Origin of the sequence: Solirubrobacter soli DSM 22325 (assembly GCF_000423665.1) — a bacterium.
In the GTDB taxonomy this organism is placed as follows: domain Bacteria; phylum Actinomycetota; class Thermoleophilia; order Solirubrobacterales; family Solirubrobacteraceae; genus Solirubrobacter; species Solirubrobacter soli.
In genome coordinates, this window is sequence record NZ_KE384073.1 from 221,147 (window position 1) to 235,721 (window position 14,575).

Annotated in this window: 14 protein-coding genes; 8 read left to right on the forward strand and 6 right to left on the reverse strand. The window is 71.3% G+C overall.

All coding sequences use genetic code 11. The features are described 5' to 3' along the window. Positions 1 to 12: 12 nt before the first annotated feature. Genes G569_RS0141915 through G569_RS66705 form a run of 4 tightly spaced genes read left to right on the forward strand, consistent with a single transcriptional unit; the run spans position 13 to position 3,975 of the window. Complete coding sequence (locus tag G569_RS0141915) at positions 13 to 711, forward strand: arsenate reductase/protein-tyrosine-phosphatase family protein (protein WP_028067838.1); 699 nt, start codon at positions 13 to 15, stop codon at positions 709 to 711. Next, on the forward strand, positions 704 to 1,084 hold the full coding sequence (locus tag G569_RS0141920; RefSeq protein ID WP_028067839.1) for a VOC family protein: 381 nt from the start codon (positions 704 to 706) through the stop codon (positions 1,082 to 1,084). The genes G569_RS0141915 and G569_RS0141920 overlap by 8 nt, the downstream gene beginning before the upstream one ends. Then, complete coding sequence (chrA, locus tag G569_RS0141925; protein ID WP_028067840.1) at positions 1,081 to 2,208, forward strand: chromate efflux transporter; 1,128 nt, start codon at positions 1,081 to 1,083, stop codon at positions 2,206 to 2,208. Before G569_RS0141920 ends, chrA begins: the two co-directional genes overlap by 4 nt. Before the next feature lie 36 nt (positions 2,209 to 2,244). Beyond that, positions 2,245 to 3,975, forward strand: coding sequence for an endo-1,4-beta-xylanase (locus G569_RS66705; protein WP_064750579.1), 1,731 nt, complete (start codon positions 2,245 to 2,247; stop codon positions 3,973 to 3,975). On the opposite strand, the gene G569_RS0141935 is transcribed toward G569_RS66705, so the two are convergent. From G569_RS0141935 to G569_RS0141950, 4 genes are read right to left on the reverse strand one after another with little or no spacing between them, the layout of a single operon-like run. Further along, positions 3,972 to 4,373 carry a (R)-mandelonitrile lyase gene (locus G569_RS0141935; RefSeq protein ID WP_028067841.1) on the reverse strand — a complete coding sequence of 134 codons (402 nt, stop codon included), beginning with the start codon at positions 4,371 to 4,373 and terminating at the stop codon, positions 3,972 to 3,974. The two genes, G569_RS66705 and G569_RS0141935, sit on opposite strands and share 4 nt — an antisense overlap. 16 nt (positions 4,374 to 4,389) lie before the next feature. Continuing rightward, entirely contained in the window at positions 4,390 to 5,415 is a 1,026-nt protein-coding gene (locus G569_RS0141940; RefSeq protein ID WP_037503027.1) for an aldo/keto reductase, read from the reverse strand. Positions 5,416 to 5,417: 2 nt separating this feature from the next. After that, a complete protein-coding gene (locus G569_RS0141945; protein ID WP_037503030.1) occupies positions 5,418 to 6,311 on the reverse strand; it encodes an aldo/keto reductase in 894 nt (297 codons plus the stop codon). Positions 6,312 to 6,350: 39 nt separating this feature from the next. Further along, positions 6,351 to 7,217, reverse strand: coding sequence for a helix-turn-helix transcriptional regulator (locus G569_RS0141950; protein WP_028067844.1), 867 nt, complete (start codon positions 7,215 to 7,217; stop codon positions 6,351 to 6,353). Between the two features lie 102 nt (positions 7,218 to 7,319). Between G569_RS0141950 and G569_RS0141955 the strand changes: the two genes are divergently transcribed. After that, complete coding sequence (locus G569_RS0141955; RefSeq protein ID WP_028067845.1) at positions 7,320 to 8,357, forward strand: zinc-dependent alcohol dehydrogenase family protein; 1,038 nt, start codon at positions 7,320 to 7,322, stop codon at positions 8,355 to 8,357. Beyond that, positions 8,354 to 8,725, forward strand: a complete 372-nt coding sequence (locus G569_RS0141960; protein ID WP_028067846.1) for a DUF2255 family protein — start codon at positions 8,354 to 8,356, stop codon at positions 8,723 to 8,725. The genes G569_RS0141955 and G569_RS0141960 overlap by 4 nt, the downstream gene beginning before the upstream one ends. On the opposite strand, the gene G569_RS0141965 is transcribed toward G569_RS0141960, so the two are convergent. Together G569_RS0141965 and G569_RS0141970 are read right to left on the reverse strand one after the other, a co-directional pair. Continuing rightward, entirely contained in the window at positions 8,712 to 9,275 is a 564-nt protein-coding gene (locus tag G569_RS0141965; protein ID WP_037503236.1) for a DUF1989 domain-containing protein, read from the reverse strand. The genes G569_RS0141960 and G569_RS0141965 overlap by 14 nt on opposite strands. A 42-nt stretch (positions 9,276 to 9,317) precedes the next feature. After that, positions 9,318 to 10,631 (reverse strand): hypothetical protein, encoded by a 1,314-nt coding sequence (locus tag G569_RS0141970; RefSeq protein WP_028067848.1) that lies wholly within the window; start codon positions 10,629 to 10,631, stop codon positions 9,318 to 9,320. Between the two features lie 189 nt (positions 10,632 to 10,820). Here G569_RS0141970 and G569_RS0141975 point away from each other — a divergent pair, with 189 nt between their 5' ends. Continuing rightward, complete coding sequence (locus tag G569_RS0141975; protein ID WP_084286310.1) at positions 10,821 to 12,956, forward strand: PASTA domain-containing protein; 2,136 nt, start codon at positions 10,821 to 10,823, stop codon at positions 12,954 to 12,956. A gap of 71 nt (positions 12,957 to 13,027) precedes the next feature. After that, the gene (locus G569_RS0141980) at positions 13,028 to 14,575 is read left to right on the forward strand and encodes an FHA domain-containing protein (protein WP_028067850.1); all 1,548 of its coding nucleotides are present in this window, start codon (positions 13,028 to 13,030) and stop codon (positions 14,573 to 14,575) included.

Here is a 14,575-nt window from a genome sequence, read left to right on the forward strand (position 1 = left end):
CTCCGTGCGGCGATGTCGCCGCCGCCCTTTCTCCGTCTCGCGAGCCATCCGGTGCGCTGGACGCTGCTGCGCGAGCTGGGGCACAGCGACCGCCGGGTGGGGGAGCTGTGCGCCCTCGCCGGCGAGCGTCAGAGCCTCGTCTCGTACCACCTGCGCCGGCTCCGGGACGGCGGGCTGGTGTTCGCCCGCCGCAGCCTCGCCGACGGGCGCGACACCTACTACGCGCTCGACGTCGCGCGGTGCGGCGAGCTGTTGGCCGAGGCCGGCGCCGCGATGCACCCCGCGCTCGGCGCGGGGGCGCCCTCGGCCGTGACCGCGGACATCCTGTTCCTGTGCACCGGCAACAGCGCCCGCTCGCAGATGGCCGAGGCACTCGCGGGCCGGCACGCCGGCGTGCGCGCCTGGAGCGCCGGGAGCCGGCCGAAGCCGCTGCACCCGCACGCGGTCACGGTGATGGCGCGTCGCGGGCTCGACATCGCCGCCGCGCGGCCGAAGCACCTCGACGAGTTCGCCGATCGGCGGTTCGACGTCGTGGTCACCCTCTGCGACCGCGTCCGCGAGGTCTGCCCGGAGTACCCGCGGGCGATCCACTGGAGCCTGCGCGACCCCAGCGGCGGCGACGAGGCCGCGTTCGAGTCGGTCGCGGAGGAGCTCGAGCGGCGCATCGGCTTCCTGCTCGCAACGATCGGATCGGAGGCGATCCATGTCTGAGGAGCTCGTCCATGTCCGCTACCTCGTCGACGACGTCGAGGCCGCGGTCGCGTTCTACACCACCCACCTGGGCTTCGAGCCGCGCATGAGCGCGCTGCCCGCGTTCGCCGACGTCGTCCGCGGCCGGCTGCGGCTGCTCATCAGCGGGCCGCTGAGCTCGGCGGGCCGCGCGCTGCCCGACGGTCGGGTGCCGGAGCCCGGCGGCTGGAACCGCATCCACCTGCTGGTCGACGACATCGCCGCCGAGGTCGCTCGGCTCGAGGCGGAGGGCGTGACGTTCCGCAGCGGCATCGTCAGCGGGCCGGGTGGGCGGCAGATCGTCCTCGACGACCCGGCCGGGAACCCGGTCGAGCTGTTCCAACCGCGCGCTTGAGCGTTCCGCGCCTGTCCGAGGTCCTGCGCGAGTGGGGCCGGATCGGCTGCATCGGCTTCGGCGGTCCGCCCGCGCACATCGCGCTGCTGCGGCAGCTGTGCGTCGAGCGGCGCAAGTGGATCGACGAGCAGGAGTTCGAGGACGCGATCGCCGCGACCAACCTGATCCCCGGTCCGGCCTCGACCCAGCTCGCGATCTACTGCGCCTGGCGGCTGCGGGGCGTCGCGGGCGCGTTCGTCGGCGGGCTCGGTTTCATCGTGCCGGGGTTGATCGCGATCCTCGCGCTGTCGGCGCTGTTCCTCTCCGACGCGCCTCCGGAGTGGGTGCTCGGCGCCGGTGCCGGGGCGGGAGCGGCGGTGGCCGCGGTCGCCGTCCACGCCGCCGTGGGCCTTGCGCCCCCGAGCTGGACGCGCGCCGCGTCGCAGGTCAGGTGGGGCGCCTACGCGCTGGCGGGCGGGGTCTCGGCCGCGACCGTCGGCCCGTTCCTCGTCCTGGTGCTGCTGGCGTGCGGCGCGATCGAGCTGTCGCTGCGGCGGCCCGGCCGGGTGCTCGGGGCGCATCCGCTGCTGCTGGCCTCGGTGGGTGCGCCGGGCGGGCTCCTCGCGCTGGCCTGGGTCGCGTTGAAGGTCGGCGCGCTCTCCTACGGCGGGGGCTTCGTGATCATCCCGCTGATGCAGCACGACGCGGTCGAGACCTACCACTGGATGACCGACGCCCAGTTCCTGAACGCCGTCGCGCTCGGCCAGGTGACGCCCGGGCCGGTCGTGCACACCGTCGCCGCCGTGGGCTACGCGGCGGCGGGGGTCGGCGGCGGGCTGTTGGCCGCGGCGATCGCGTTCGCGCCGTCGTTCTCGTTCATCCTGCTCGGCGCCCAGCGGTTCGACCGGCTGCGGGCGAACGCGGGCGTGCGCAGCTTCCTCGACGGCGCCGGCCCGGCGGCGATCGGGGCGATCGCGGGCGCGGCGATCCCGCTGGCGCTCGCCCTGCAGGAGGCGTGGCAGCTCGCGGTGCTGGCGGGTGCCCTGGTGGCCGTGTTCGCGGCGCGCCGCGGGGTCGTCTCCGTCCTGCTCGGCGCGGGCGTGGCCGGCGTGGTGGTTGCGCTGGCAGGAGGCCCGTTGCCGTAGATTTGTCGCTCCTCAATACTAATCGAGGGGGAGACGATGTATCGGGCGAAGCTGGCGGTGGCCGTGTCGATGATGTCGGCCTCGGTCGCCGCGCCGGCACTGGCCGAGGACAAGTTCCTCGGGAGCGTCAACGATTTCACGAACCCGCTGTTCGCGCAGTACTTCGACCAGGTCACACCGGAGAACGCGGGCAAGTGGGGGAGCGCCGCGGGGACGACGCGCACGGCGGCGATGCGCTGGACCGCGCTCGACCAGGCGTACACCTTCGCCAAGACCAACGGCTTCGGCTTCAACTTCCACGTGCTGCTGTGGGGCAACCAGCAGCCGACCTGGATGGCGACGCTGCCGCCCGAGGAGCAGTTGATCGAGATCAAGAAGTGGTTCGCGGCGGTGGCCGCGCGCTATCCCGCGATCGACTGGCTCCAGGTGGTCAATGAGGCCACGTGGGACCCGCCGGACGGCTCGGTGCCGAAGAACGCGGGCGCGAACTTCGCGTCGAGCGGCAACTACGTCCAGGCCCTCGGTGGCGCCAACGGCACGGACGGGACCGGCTACGACTGGATCCTCAACGCGTTCCGGCTCGCGCGCCAGTACTTCCCGAACACCAAGCTGATGCTCAACGACGTCGCCATCACCGGCATGACGGCGGCGACCGACGAATACCTGAAGATCATCAACATCCTCAAGCGCGAGAACCTGATCGACGTGGTCGGGCTCCAGGCGCACGCGTTCGAGTTCATCCCCAACAACCCGAACGTCCCGTCGATCCCGGGTCACCCGTACCAGCCCGTGACCGACATGGCGGTGCACAAGGCCAACCTCGACCGTCTGGCCGCGACCGGCGTGCCGATCCAGCTCACCGAGCTCGACCTCGACGGGTTCGACGTCGACGGCGTGCCCGGCGACGAGATGCAGCTGCGGTACTACCGCCAGGTGTTCCCGACCTTCTGGGAGCACCCGAGCGTCAAGGGGGTCACGCTGTGGGGCTGGCGCCAGCCGAACCACTGGCGCAACGCCCAGAACGCGCCGATCTTCCTCTCCAACGGGACATTGAAGCCGGCGGCGCAGTGGCTCTTCGCCTACGTCAACGGGATCGCCCCGGTCATCAAGCCCGCGCAGACGTTCACGGTGACCGACGTCAATGCGCCCGTCGGCGTCGTCCAGGCCGACGATTGGGCGTCGCAGATCGGCCGCACCAACCTGCGCACGTTCAGCTGGTCGATCACGGGCGGAACCGGCGCCGGGATCTTCTCGATCGCCCCGGGCACGGGGGAGTTGCGGGTCGCCGACCAGCGGCTGCTCGACGAGCACGCGTCGTACTCGCTGAGGCTGCGCGTGAGCGACGGCTTCAACACGAGCGACGAGGTTGCCGCGACGGTCACCACCGGCGAGCTGGCGAACGTCGTGCACGCGGACGTCGGCGCCTCCGTGCCGGCGACGCTCTCGCTGACGCTGGGGGCGCCCGCCGGGTTCGGCGCGTTCACGCCGGGGGTCACGCGCGACTACACGGCGTCGACGAGCGCGACCGTGACCTCGAGCGCGGGCGACGCGGCGCTGACGTTCTCCGACCCTGGACATCTGCTGAACGGGACGTTCGCCTTGCCCGAGCCGCTGGTCGTCTCGCTCTCCAAGGTCGCCTGGCCGGGCCCGGCGTCCAACGACCCGGTCACGATCGACTTCAAGCAGCACATCGGCGCGGCGGACGCGCTGCGAACGGGTGCCTACAGCCGCACGCTGACGTTCACGTTGTCGACGACCGCGCCCTAGCTTCCGCCGCCGTACTCCGCGTCGGTCACGAGCGCTCCCCACGTGACCGTGTTGCCGGTGTCGTCGGCCTGCTGGATGGCGATGTGGACCATGAAGCGGTTCGGGTCGGCGCCGTGCCAGTGGTTCTCGCCCGCATCGAAGAAGACGCGGTCGCCAGGGCGGATGGTCTCGATCGGGCCGCCCTCGCGCTGGCAGCGGCCGACGCCTTCGGTGACGAAGAGCGTCTGGCCGTTCGGGTGCGTGTGCCACGCGGTGCGGGCGCCGGGGGCGAAGTGGACGCTCGCGGCGGCGTAGGTGGAGTTGCCGGTGGGCGCGGCGACGGCGTCGATGTAGACGTCACCGGTGAACGAGTCCGACGGACCCTTCCGGGTCTCGATGCTGCTGCGGGTGATCTGCACGGAGATCGGTCCTTTCCTAGCGCCGGCGCAGCTGCGGCTGCAGCACCTGCTCGCCGTAGCTGTTGTCGGCGGGGTTGATGGTCACGCCCGGGGCCACGATCTCGTCGATCCGGTCCAGCGTCGCAGCGTCGAGGACCGCATCCGCGGCCGGGAGCTGGCTCTCGAGCTGCTCCATCGTGCGCGGCCCGATGATCGCCGACGTGACCGCCGGGTGGTTGATCACGAACGCGATCGCGAGCTCGATCAGCGTCAGCCCGGCGTCGTCGGCGACCGTCGCGAGCGCCTGGACGGCCTCGAGCTTGCGCTGGTTGGCCGGCAGCGACATGTCGAAGCGGTTCGCGAGCCGCCGGCGGGCGGGTGAGGTGGGGGAGCTGTCGGCCGTCCAGTTCCCCGACAGCCAGCCGCCGGAGAGCGGGCTGTAGGTGAGGATGCCCATGCCGTGGCGCTGGGCGGTGGGGAGGACGTCGAGCTCGATGCCGCGGACGAGCGGGGAGTAGGGCGGCTGCTCGGTGCGGAAGCGCTGCAGGCGGTGCTCGCGCGCGGCCCACTGCGCCTCGACGATCTCGCTGCCGGAGAACGACGAGGAGCCGATGTAGCGGACCTTGCCCTGGGTGACGAGGTCGGTCAACGCGCCGAGCGTCTCCTCGACGTCGACCGCCGGATCGGGACGGTGGACCTGGTAGAGGTCGATGTGGTCGGTCTGCAGGCGGCGCAGCGACTGCTCGACCGCGGTGACGATCCAGCGCCGTGACGGGCCGCGCCGGTTGGGGTCCTCGCCCATCGGCATGAAGAACTTCGTCGCGAGGACGACGTCGTCGCGACGGCCCTTCAAAGCCTTGCCGACGATCTCTTCGGACTCGCCGGCGGAGTACACGTCAGCGGTGTCGACGAAGTTCACGCCCGCGTCGAGCGCGGCGTGGATGATGCGGATCGAGTCGTCGTGGTCGGTGTTGCCCCACGCCCCGAACATCATCGTGCCGAGGCAGAGGCTCGAGACCTGGACCCCGGTGCGGCCGAGCGGGCGGTACGTGTCGATGCTCATGCTCATGCCTCCGGGATGTCGCGGCCGAAGGTCTCGAGGGTGATGGCCTCGGGGTCCGGGCCGCCACGGTCGTTGGTGTCGAGACCGTCGATGGCGGTCATCTGGTCGCTCGAGAGCTCGAAGTCGAAGACGTCGATGTTCTCGGCGATGCGTTCGGGCTTGGTGGACTTCGGGATCACGGAGCGGCCGTGCTGCAGGCCCCAGCGCAGCATCACCTGCGCGGGGGTCTTGCCGTGGGCGCGGGCGATGCCGGTGATGACCGGGTCTTCGAGGGTGCTCGTGTGTCCGCTGTCGCGGTAGAACGTGATTCCGCCGATGGGGGACCAGGCCTGCGAGAGGATGCCGTGCCGGGCGCCGAAGGCCTCGACCTCGCGCTGGGCGAAATAGGGGTGCTGCTCGACCTGATTGACGGCGGGGATGACCGAGGCGTGAGCGAGCAGCCGGCTCAGGTGGTCGACCATGAAGTTGCTGACGCCGATCGCGCGGACCTTGCCGTCGCCCAGCAGCGTCTCGAGGGCCCGGTATGCCTCGAGCGTCCGGTCGAACGCCGACGGCAGCGCCTGGTGGAGGATCAGCAGGTCGATCTGCTCGACGCCGAGCTTGGCCGCGCTCTTCTCGAACCCGTGCAGCGTCTCGTCGTAGCCGTAGTCGGAGATCCAGATCTTGGTCTCCAGGAACACGTCCGCGCGATCGAGACCGGAGGCGCGCACGGCGTCGCCGACCTCGCGCTCGTTGCCGTAGGCCGCGGCCGTGTCGATGAGCCGGTAGCCGCTGCGAAGTGCCGCCGCGACGGCCGCGGTCGTCTCCTCGGGCGGACTCTGGAAGACGCCGAGGCCGAGGGCGGGCATCGTGACGCCGTTGTTGAGGTGAACCACCTCGGATGTGGCAGGGACCATCGTTCAGGTTCCTTTCGTGCTTGAAGAGCGAGCGGGCGCTCAGGGCTGCGGCGCGGCGCGCTGCGGATCCGGATCGGCGGTCCAGCTGGCGAGCAGGCTCAGGGCCTGCTCGGAGCGACTCCCGGGCTCGGCGCTGAAGACGCTGATGTTCAGGCCGTCCTCGGCGGCGATGTCCATCACCTCGTACGCGAGCTCGAGGTCACCGACGATCGGGTGGTGCAGGCGCTTGACGCCGGTCTGGTGGTAGCGGACGTTGTGCGCGGCCCACCATCTCCGGAAGTGGTCGCTGCGCGTAGAGAGCTCTCCGACGAGATCGGAGAGTCCGCGGTCATACGGATTACGACCGGCCTCCGAGCGCAGGTGCGCGACGAGGTCCTTGGCCGTCTTCTCCCAATCGGGGTAGAAGTCCGCGGCGGCCGGATCGAGGAACGTGAACCGGGCGCTGTTGGGAGGTTGCTCGCGACTGTCGAAGACCGGCGCGTAGAGGGCGCGGCCGAGGTGGTTGGCGGCCAGGTAGTCGACCCGGCTGTTGCGGACGATCGCGGGCGCGGTCATCGAGTCGACGATGCGCTGGACGACCGGCCGCATCCGCTGGGTCGCGGGCTTGCGGCGCCGCGGTCCGGCCGGGCCGGCCGCGCGTGCCAGGTCGTAGAGGTGCGCTCGCTCGGCGTCATCGAGCCGCAGCGCTCGCGCGAGCGCCTCGAGCACGCCGTCCGACACGCCGCTGAGGTTGCCCCGCTCGAGCCGCTTGTAGTAGTCGATGCTCACCCCGGCGAGCGCGGCCAGCTCCTCCCGCCGCAGCCCCGGAACACGCCGGCCGCTCGTGGACGGCAGCCCCACCTGCTCGGGCGTGATCTTCGCGCGCCGGGTCGTCAGGAACTCGGAGATGTCGTTCGCGGAGTCCACGAGACCGACATTACCCCGATCGCGACGGCAGATAGGTGTCCTGTCATTACCCCTCTCACAGACCCCTTTTCGCCGGTGGCGCGGGGTGTTTGAGTGGCGGTCATGCGTGCAGCTCTCTTCGTCGAGCCCGGACGGATCGAGGTCGGCGACCGACCCGATCCCGCGATCGCCGAGCCCACCGACGCGATCGTCCGCGTCGTGCTGGCCTGCGTCTGCGGCTCGGACCTCTGGTACTACCGCGGCGACTCGCCGTTCGCTCCCGGGCCGATCGGCCACGAGTTCATCGGCGTCGTCGAGGACGTCGGCGCCGATGTCCGCGACGTCCGTCGCGGCGAGCTCGTCATCGCGCCGTTCGCCTTCAGCGACGGCACGTGCCCGCACTGCCGGCACGGCTTGTACTCCGCTTGCCAGGTCGGCGGCTTCTACCCGTCCAACGGGGACGGTGGCCAGGGCGAAGCCGTCCGCGTGCCGTTCGCCGACGGCTCGCTGGTGCGCGTTCCCGGCTCCGGGCACTCCGACGCGATGCTCGCGTCGCTGCTGACCTTGTCCGACGTGATGTCGACCGGCCACCACGCCGCGGTCTGCGCCGACGTCCGCCCGGGTGGCACGGTGGCCGTCGTGGGTGACGGCGCCGTCGGGCTCTCGGGCGTGCTCGCCGCGCGGCGGCTCGGCGCGGAGCGGATCATCGCGCTCAGCCGGAATCCGGCTCGCCAGGCGCTCGCGCGCGAGTTCGGCGCCACCGACATCGTGTCGCAGCGCGGCGAAACGGCCACAGCCGCGGTTCTCGAGCTCACCGGCGGCATCGGCGCGGACGCCACGCTGGAGTGCGTCGGCACCGGCCAGGCGATGGAGACCGCGATCGCGATCGCCCGCCCCGGCTCGATGGTCGGCTACGTCGGCGTCCCCCACGGCGTCGAGCTCCCGCTCGGCGACATGTTCCGCTTCAACAAGGGCGTCCGCGGCGGCTCCGCCCCCGCCCGCGCCTACATCCCGGAGCTGCTCGACGACGTGCTGGAAGGCCGGATCGACCCCGGCCGCGTCCTGGACCACACCACCGACCTCGACGGCATCGCCGGCGCGTACGCCGCGATGGACGAACGCCGCGCCATCAAGTCCCTCGTCCGTGTGGGTGTGGCATGAGCTGGACCGAGGACGAGCTGCGCGCGGTGACCGCCGCCGACGAGCTGTCGATCGCTCCCGTCAAGCGCGACGGCGGTCTGCGCGGCTTCACGATCATCTGGGCCGTACGCGAGGGCGATGACGTCTACGTCCGCGCCGCGTACGGCCCCCGCACGGGCTGGCACCGCGTCGCCCGGGCGGGCGGCGCGGCCCGCGTCCGCGTCGGCGGCCTCGAGCGCGACGTGACCGTCGAGGCCGCCGATCCCGCGTCCTACGACGCCGTCGACGCCGCGTACCGCGACAAATACGGTCGCCGCTACGCGAGCATCGTCGACGGCATCACGACCCCCGAGGCCCGCGCCACGACACTGCGGCTCACGCCGGCCTGACGGTCACGCCGAGCGGGCGGGCGCCGCCGCCGTTGGCGCCGCTCGCCGAGCAGGCGGAGACCGCCACCAGCAGCTCGCGCTCGGCCCGCAGCTCGAGCGCGTCGCCGGGGCGGGAGCGCGGGGGAGCGATCGTGAGCCGGCCGTCGGGTCCGACCGACGTGCACATGAAGACGTTGAGCGGGATCGTCACCGTCGCGGCGGGGACGCCGAATCGGGCCAGCGCGCCGGTCAGGTTGTCGTAGCAGTTGGGGTGCGGCCCGGTCGCGGCGTACTGGCGCTCGAACATCGCCTGGCTGCAGGGCGCGTACAGGAAGTCGTGCGCGCCCACGTCGTCGTGGACGATCGTCGCCAGCCGCCGGCTGCGGGACGAGTAGAGCTCGGAACCGACGCCGAGCGACAGCGTCCCGCCGTAGTCGAACGTGCGCCCGTTGCTGAGGCCGTCGGTGACGTCCCCGGCGTCGACGAGGAACACGTCCGCCACCTGGCTGCCTTCGAGGTCGACGATCCGCACCACGTCCCCGGTCCGCACCCGCCACGCGGCGCCGCTCATCGCGGCGATCACCTGTGTCGGATGCGGCTCGATGCGGGGAGACTAGGCGATCGTGATCGAGCGCACGACCGAGACGCTGTGGGCGGCGTACACCGTGTTGTTGACGATCGCGCGGTCGATGACGGAGGCCTCGAGGACGTAGCAGCACGCGGGCACCTTGGCCGCCCACGGGTCGTAGTTGATCGTGATCCCGGCCCCCGGGGCACCGGTGTCCGCGACGTTGCCGTTGTATGTCTTGGAGAACACCGGGTAGGAGGCATTGCAGCCGCCTCGCAGCGCGATCGACAGCCCGCCGAAGTTCGCGTCCTCGCCGGTGATGGTGATCTTGATCGGGCCGCGATCCTCCGTCACCTTCGCCCCGCAGCACGGCAGCGGCTCGCCGGCCTGGGTGACGGTGAACGAGAAGTGGCTCGGGGGCGTGTTGTCGACGAGGACCGGCACGAGGCCACTCTCGAACTCCACGCCCAACGTGTTGCGGACGGTCAGCTTCAGGTAATACAGACCGTCCGGCGCGGGGGTCGACCAGTTGGCCAGATCGGTCCGTTGCTGACGCATGTCGCTGACCAGGAACCAATCGCCGACCGGGCTCCGATGGATGAGGTGGGCCGGGTACTCGGTGTCGTCGACCGGGTTGAGCATCGGCGTCCACGGACCCGCCGGGCTGGCCGCGTACTCGACCTTGTAGGCCTCGGCGTTGGCGACCCCGAAGATGTCCCCCTCGATGTGGGTGAGGCCGCCGAACGGGTGGTGGCCCATCGATCCGGGGCTGTAACTGTCGCCCGGGGTCAGCCCGGTGGGCGAACTCGGCCCAGCACCGTAGCCGGCCGGGCTGATCTGTTCGGCCGGGATCAACCCGACCTTGGTGATGGTGGGGCGAAAGGGGCAGAGCTTCCGGCACACGCGCCGGCACTTGACGCCACACAGCCAGTGACACAGCTGATGCCAGTAGCGCGGGTCGATCTGCGCGCGCTTGAGCAGCTCCTGGAAGCGGTCGGCGTCGACCGCGTCGGCGGCTTCGACCAGCGCCGCGACGAGCTCGCGATCGGCACTGAGCACCCGCATCGCCAGGGTGAACTCGAGCGCCTCCTTCGGGTCGAACTGCGGCTCGCCCTCGAACGGGCCGGCGAGCTTGCGACAGATGAACACGCAGTGCTTGGAACAGAACCAGCGGCAGATGTACCGGCAGTGCTGGATCAGCCCCGCACGCGCCAGCTCGCTCTGAAAGCGCTCCGCGTCCTCGGCGCGGAACGCGTCGAGGGCGTTCAGAAACGCCTTCGGGTCCTCCGCGAGGGTCAGCGCCGCTTGCGCTGCCTCGGCGATCTCGTCCAGGCGCTCGTCGTTGGACGCGTCGGCCATGGCCGTCTCTCCTTACTCGAAGTCACCCCCGGTCGAGGGCCGCCGGCACTATCTCCTTTCCCCGCCGAGACATGTGGATTTCTTTTTCGTTTAGGATTCCTAAAGCATCGCGAATGTCCCGCCGGCGGGAAGAAGCGCCCACGTCCCGGGTTGCGTTGCCGCGCGTGACGGACGTACGATCGGCACACGATGACCCGCGCCCGTATGGCGTGCCCGGCCTGTGGCTTCGCGGAGGATGCTGGGGAGTACGTCTGCCGCCGATGTGGCACCTACCTTCGGCGAACGCCCCTTCATGAGTCGCCCGAGCCGCCGCGGGCGGGACGGACGACCCTCCCGGCGGACGCCCGCGCGCGAGACCACGCGATCGCGATCGCCCTGCGGGAGCTGGACGGGACGTATGAGGCGGTCAAGATCCCGGAGATCAAGACCGACCCGGGCGGCGTGGTGAAGCTCGTCGCCCGTGTCACCAACCTCTCGTCGATCGTCGACGGCGTCGTGCTCGAGGTCGAAGGCGTGCCCGCCCCGTGGGCCGAGGTCCGGCCGGGAATGCTGCATCTGCTCCCGTTCCGGTCGGGCGGGGACGGTCACGAGGCCGAGGCCGAGGTCAGCGTGCATTTCCCCCGCTCACCTGAAGCCGAAGCCCGCTCCTGGCCGATCCGGGTGGTCGCGCACTCCAGCGTGTACGGCCGGCGCGTCGCATCGGCGGCGGCGATCGTCACGGTCGGCCCGTACGCGATCCTCGGGGTCGAGCTTCGCACCCCGAAACTGCGCACCCGCTCCCGCGCACGCACCGAGCTCAAGGTCGTCAACGAGGGCAACGACCGTGCGGAGGTCGAACTCTCGGCGCGCGACGACGCCGGGCGCGTGGAGTTCCGGCTCGCGCCGGAGCGCCTGCCGGTCGATCCGGACGACGCCGGCTGGGCACGGATCGATGCCAGGGTCCGGCGCAAGTTCCTCGGAAGCGGCGAGCTGCATCAGTTCCAGGTCGACGCGCGGGCGGCGAACAGCCGCGAGACCGTGTCCACGCGTGGCACCGTCGAGCAGCGCGCCTATCTGCCCAAGTGGGCGGCGGTGCCCCCGGTGCTCGCCGCCGCGGCCGTGGCGTGGCTGGCGACGCATCACCCGATGCGCACCCCGGACGTGACCGGGCTGACCCCGCGCGCGGCGAAGATCATGCTCTTCGACAAAGGGCTGCAACCCCGCGAGGACGTGGTCGAGGCCGCCGACCCACGTCACCCGCGGGCCACCGTCCTGCGTCAGATCCCGTCATCCGGCCAGCCCGTGAAGGAGCACGGCCAGGTGACGATCATGGTCGAGGAGGGGGCGGGCAAGACGGCGGTCCCGCGCCTCACCGGCGCGACCCTCGACGCGGCGCGCGGCACGTTGCGCGCCGCCGGGTTCCTGCTCGGCGAGGTGGAGCCGCCCGATGCTCCTCCCGGCGCGACGATCACCGGCCAGCAGCCGGCCGAGGACGCGCTCGCGGCTCACGGTTCGGCGATCAAGGTGACCGTGGTCCCGCCGAGCAGTGCCGACACCGTCGAGCTCGCCTATGTGAGCAACGGCCGGGTGCTCATCCAGCAACCTGGAAAGGGTCTGCAAGACACCCACGCGGAAGGCACCGATCCCGCCTGGGACCCCGCGAACGGCGAGCTCGCCTACGTTCGGCGCGACCAGCACGGGAAGGCATCGATCGTGGCGCTGGATGGACGCCGCCTCACGCGCGGCGACGGCTCGTACACGAGTCCCGCGTTCTCGCCCTCGGGGAAGCTGCTGGCGGCGATCGACGACGACGGCTCGGGCTACGGCGGTCATCTGTGCCTGGTGCCGCTGCCGGCGACGACGCCGCGTTGCGCGACCGACGCACAATGGCGGTACGGGCGGCCGGCGTTCGGTGATGACAGCAGCCTGTACGTCCTGCGCCGCAAGGCGGACACGCGCCGCCTCGGCGGGTGGGATCAGCTGGTCCGCCTCAAGGCCGACCTCTCGGGCGACTACAAGCTCGACGGCGCCCCGCTCGTCACCGGCGATCTCCTGTCCGTCGCCGTGGCAGCGGACGGCAGGATCGCCGTGCTGGCGCGTGACACCGGAAAGCGTTACTACCACCTCGAGGTGCTGTCACCGACCGGGGACGAGCAGCAGGTCCAGGCCGGCGGGGAGCCGAGCTGTGAGGTCGCATGGAGCGGGGAGGACCTCCTGGTGAGCCGGTGGTCGTGCACCAAGGACCACCCACCGGGAGACATCGTGCGGGTGCGTGTGCAGGCGTTGAACGGCGCCGCCGACAAGGTCGTCGACGATGGGGAGGATCCGGCGACCGCGCCGGTGTGACGATGCTCTGCAAGGACTGTCGGCACTGGATCCCCGCGGACGCTCCGGCATGCCGCACCTGTGGGCGGCTGATGCGGGCCGACGCGGTGGCGTACGACCTGTTGCTCCCCGATCACCGACGGGTGAAGCTCACCGAGAACGCGACGATCGGGCGCGGCCTTCACAACACGGTCATGCTCGACGACCCGAGCGTGTCACGCACGCACGCGCGGATCTTCGTGCGCGATGGCACCGCCGTGATCGAGGACGCCGCCTCGTCTTACGGGACGTTCCTGAACGGCCACGCCGTCACGGCGCCCGAGGCGCTGGCCGACGGCGCCCGGATCCGGCTCGGCGACACGCGGCTCGTCGTCGAACGGCGGCGCCCCGACTTCCTCAGCGGACGCACACGCGTGGTCCCCGCGATTCCCCACACAGGTCAGCTGACCGGTGTGTCACCGGAGGCGCGGCTGCACCTGCGCCCGGGGTGGGCGCTCAAGCGCCTCGACGCCGACGAGGGCCCGAACCGGTTCGTGCTCAAGGACCTCGACGGCGGTGGTCACGTCCGGCTCGGCCCGGAGGACGCCGCGCTGTTCGAGCAACTCGACGGCGAGACGTCGCTGGCCAAGCTGCGTGAGGAGGCCTGCGAGCGCTTCGGCCCGTACGGCGAGTACCGGCTCGCCGCGCTCGTCGGGGACCTGAGCGATGCCGGGCTGCTGGTCAACAGCCAGGCCGCTTCGGCGGGTGACGGCTCACGGCTCGCTCGCCTGCTGCGCCCGCGCGAGCTCGCGACCGCCAAGGTCGGGGGACTGATCACGGGGATCTACAGCCGTGGCGGCTGGCTCGTCCTGACCCGCCCGATGCTCCTGCTCCTCGCCGTCCTGGCCGTGGTCGGCCTGCCGGTGTTCGCCGTCGAGCTGTTCAGCGGGTCGAGCACGCCGCTCTTCGTCAACGACTCGCTGTCCTTGGGCGCGCTCGCGCTTCTGTTCGGCCGGCTGGCGCTCGTCGTGGCACACGAGCTGGCGCACGGCCTCGTCCTCGCCGCGACGGGCCGCTCCGTGTCCCGCGGCGGATTGCGTTTCATCCTCGTCGTGCCGTACGCGTTCGTCGACACGTCCGACGCCTGGTTCGAGCGGCGCGCGTATCGGATCGCGATCGCCGGCGCCGGTCCCGCCTCGGACCTCGCGTTCGCCGGCCTGGCGGCGATCCTCAGCGCGACGCTCAGCGGTACGGCGGGCGAGGTCGCGTTCCAGGTGGCGATCGCGGGCTATCTCAGCGCGTTCTTCAACCTGAACCCGCTGCTCGAACGCGACGGCTACCACATCGCGATCGACCTGCTGCGCGAGCCGGATCTTCGGCGACGCGCCCGCGCGGCGATCGCCCGGCGCATCGCCGGCCAGGATGGGGAGCAGTCGCGCGTGCTGCGCAACTACGGCATCGCCACGTGCGGCTGGACGCTCGTGGCGCTCTGGTGGGCGCTGCTCTCGTTGGAGCGGCATCGCGATCGCTTCGAGCAGGTGCTCGGGAACGCCGGCACGACGGCGTTGTTCGTGGCCGCCGCCATCGGGCTCTCGCTGCCGCTGCTGGCGATGTACGTCCCGCCGTTGCTCGTCCGCTTCAAGCACCGACGCCAGAGGTGA

Excerpts from the sequence above, each read along its gene's own strand:
- G569_RS0141915 (WP_028067838.1), top strand. The coding sequence starts at position 13 with ATGTCGCCGCCGCCCTTTCTCCGTCTCGCGAGCCATCCGGTGCGCTGG.
- G569_RS0141920 (WP_028067839.1), top strand. The coding sequence starts at position 704 with ATGTCTGAGGAGCTCGTCCATGTCCGCTACCTCGTCGACGACGTCGAG.
- G569_RS66705 (WP_064750579.1), top strand. The coding sequence starts at position 2,245 with ATGTATCGGGCGAAGCTGGCGGTGGCCGTGTCGATGATGTCGGCCTCG.
- G569_RS0141940 (WP_037503027.1), bottom strand. The coding sequence starts at position 5,415 with ATGAGCATCGACACGTACCGCCCGCTCGGCCGCACCGGGGTCCAGGTC.
- G569_RS0141945 (WP_037503030.1), bottom strand. The coding sequence starts at position 6,311 with ATGGTCCCTGCCACATCCGAGGTGGTTCACCTCAACAACGGCGTCACG.
- G569_RS0141955 (WP_028067845.1), top strand. The coding sequence starts at position 7,320 with ATGCGTGCAGCTCTCTTCGTCGAGCCCGGACGGATCGAGGTCGGCGAC.
- G569_RS0141960 (WP_028067846.1), top strand. The coding sequence starts at position 8,354 with ATGAGCTGGACCGAGGACGAGCTGCGCGCGGTGACCGCCGCCGACGAG.
- G569_RS0141965 (WP_037503236.1), bottom strand. The coding sequence starts at position 9,275 with ATGAGCGGCGCCGCGTGGCGGGTGCGGACCGGGGACGTGGTGCGGATC.
- G569_RS0141970 (WP_028067848.1), bottom strand. The coding sequence starts at position 10,631 with ATGGCCGACGCGTCCAACGACGAGCGCCTGGACGAGATCGCCGAGGCA.
- G569_RS0141975 (WP_084286310.1), top strand. The coding sequence starts at position 10,821 with ATGACCCGCGCCCGTATGGCGTGCCCGGCCTGTGGCTTCGCGGAGGAT.
- G569_RS0141980 (WP_028067850.1), top strand. The coding sequence starts at position 13,028 with ATGCGGGCCGACGCGGTGGCGTACGACCTGTTGCTCCCCGATCACCGA.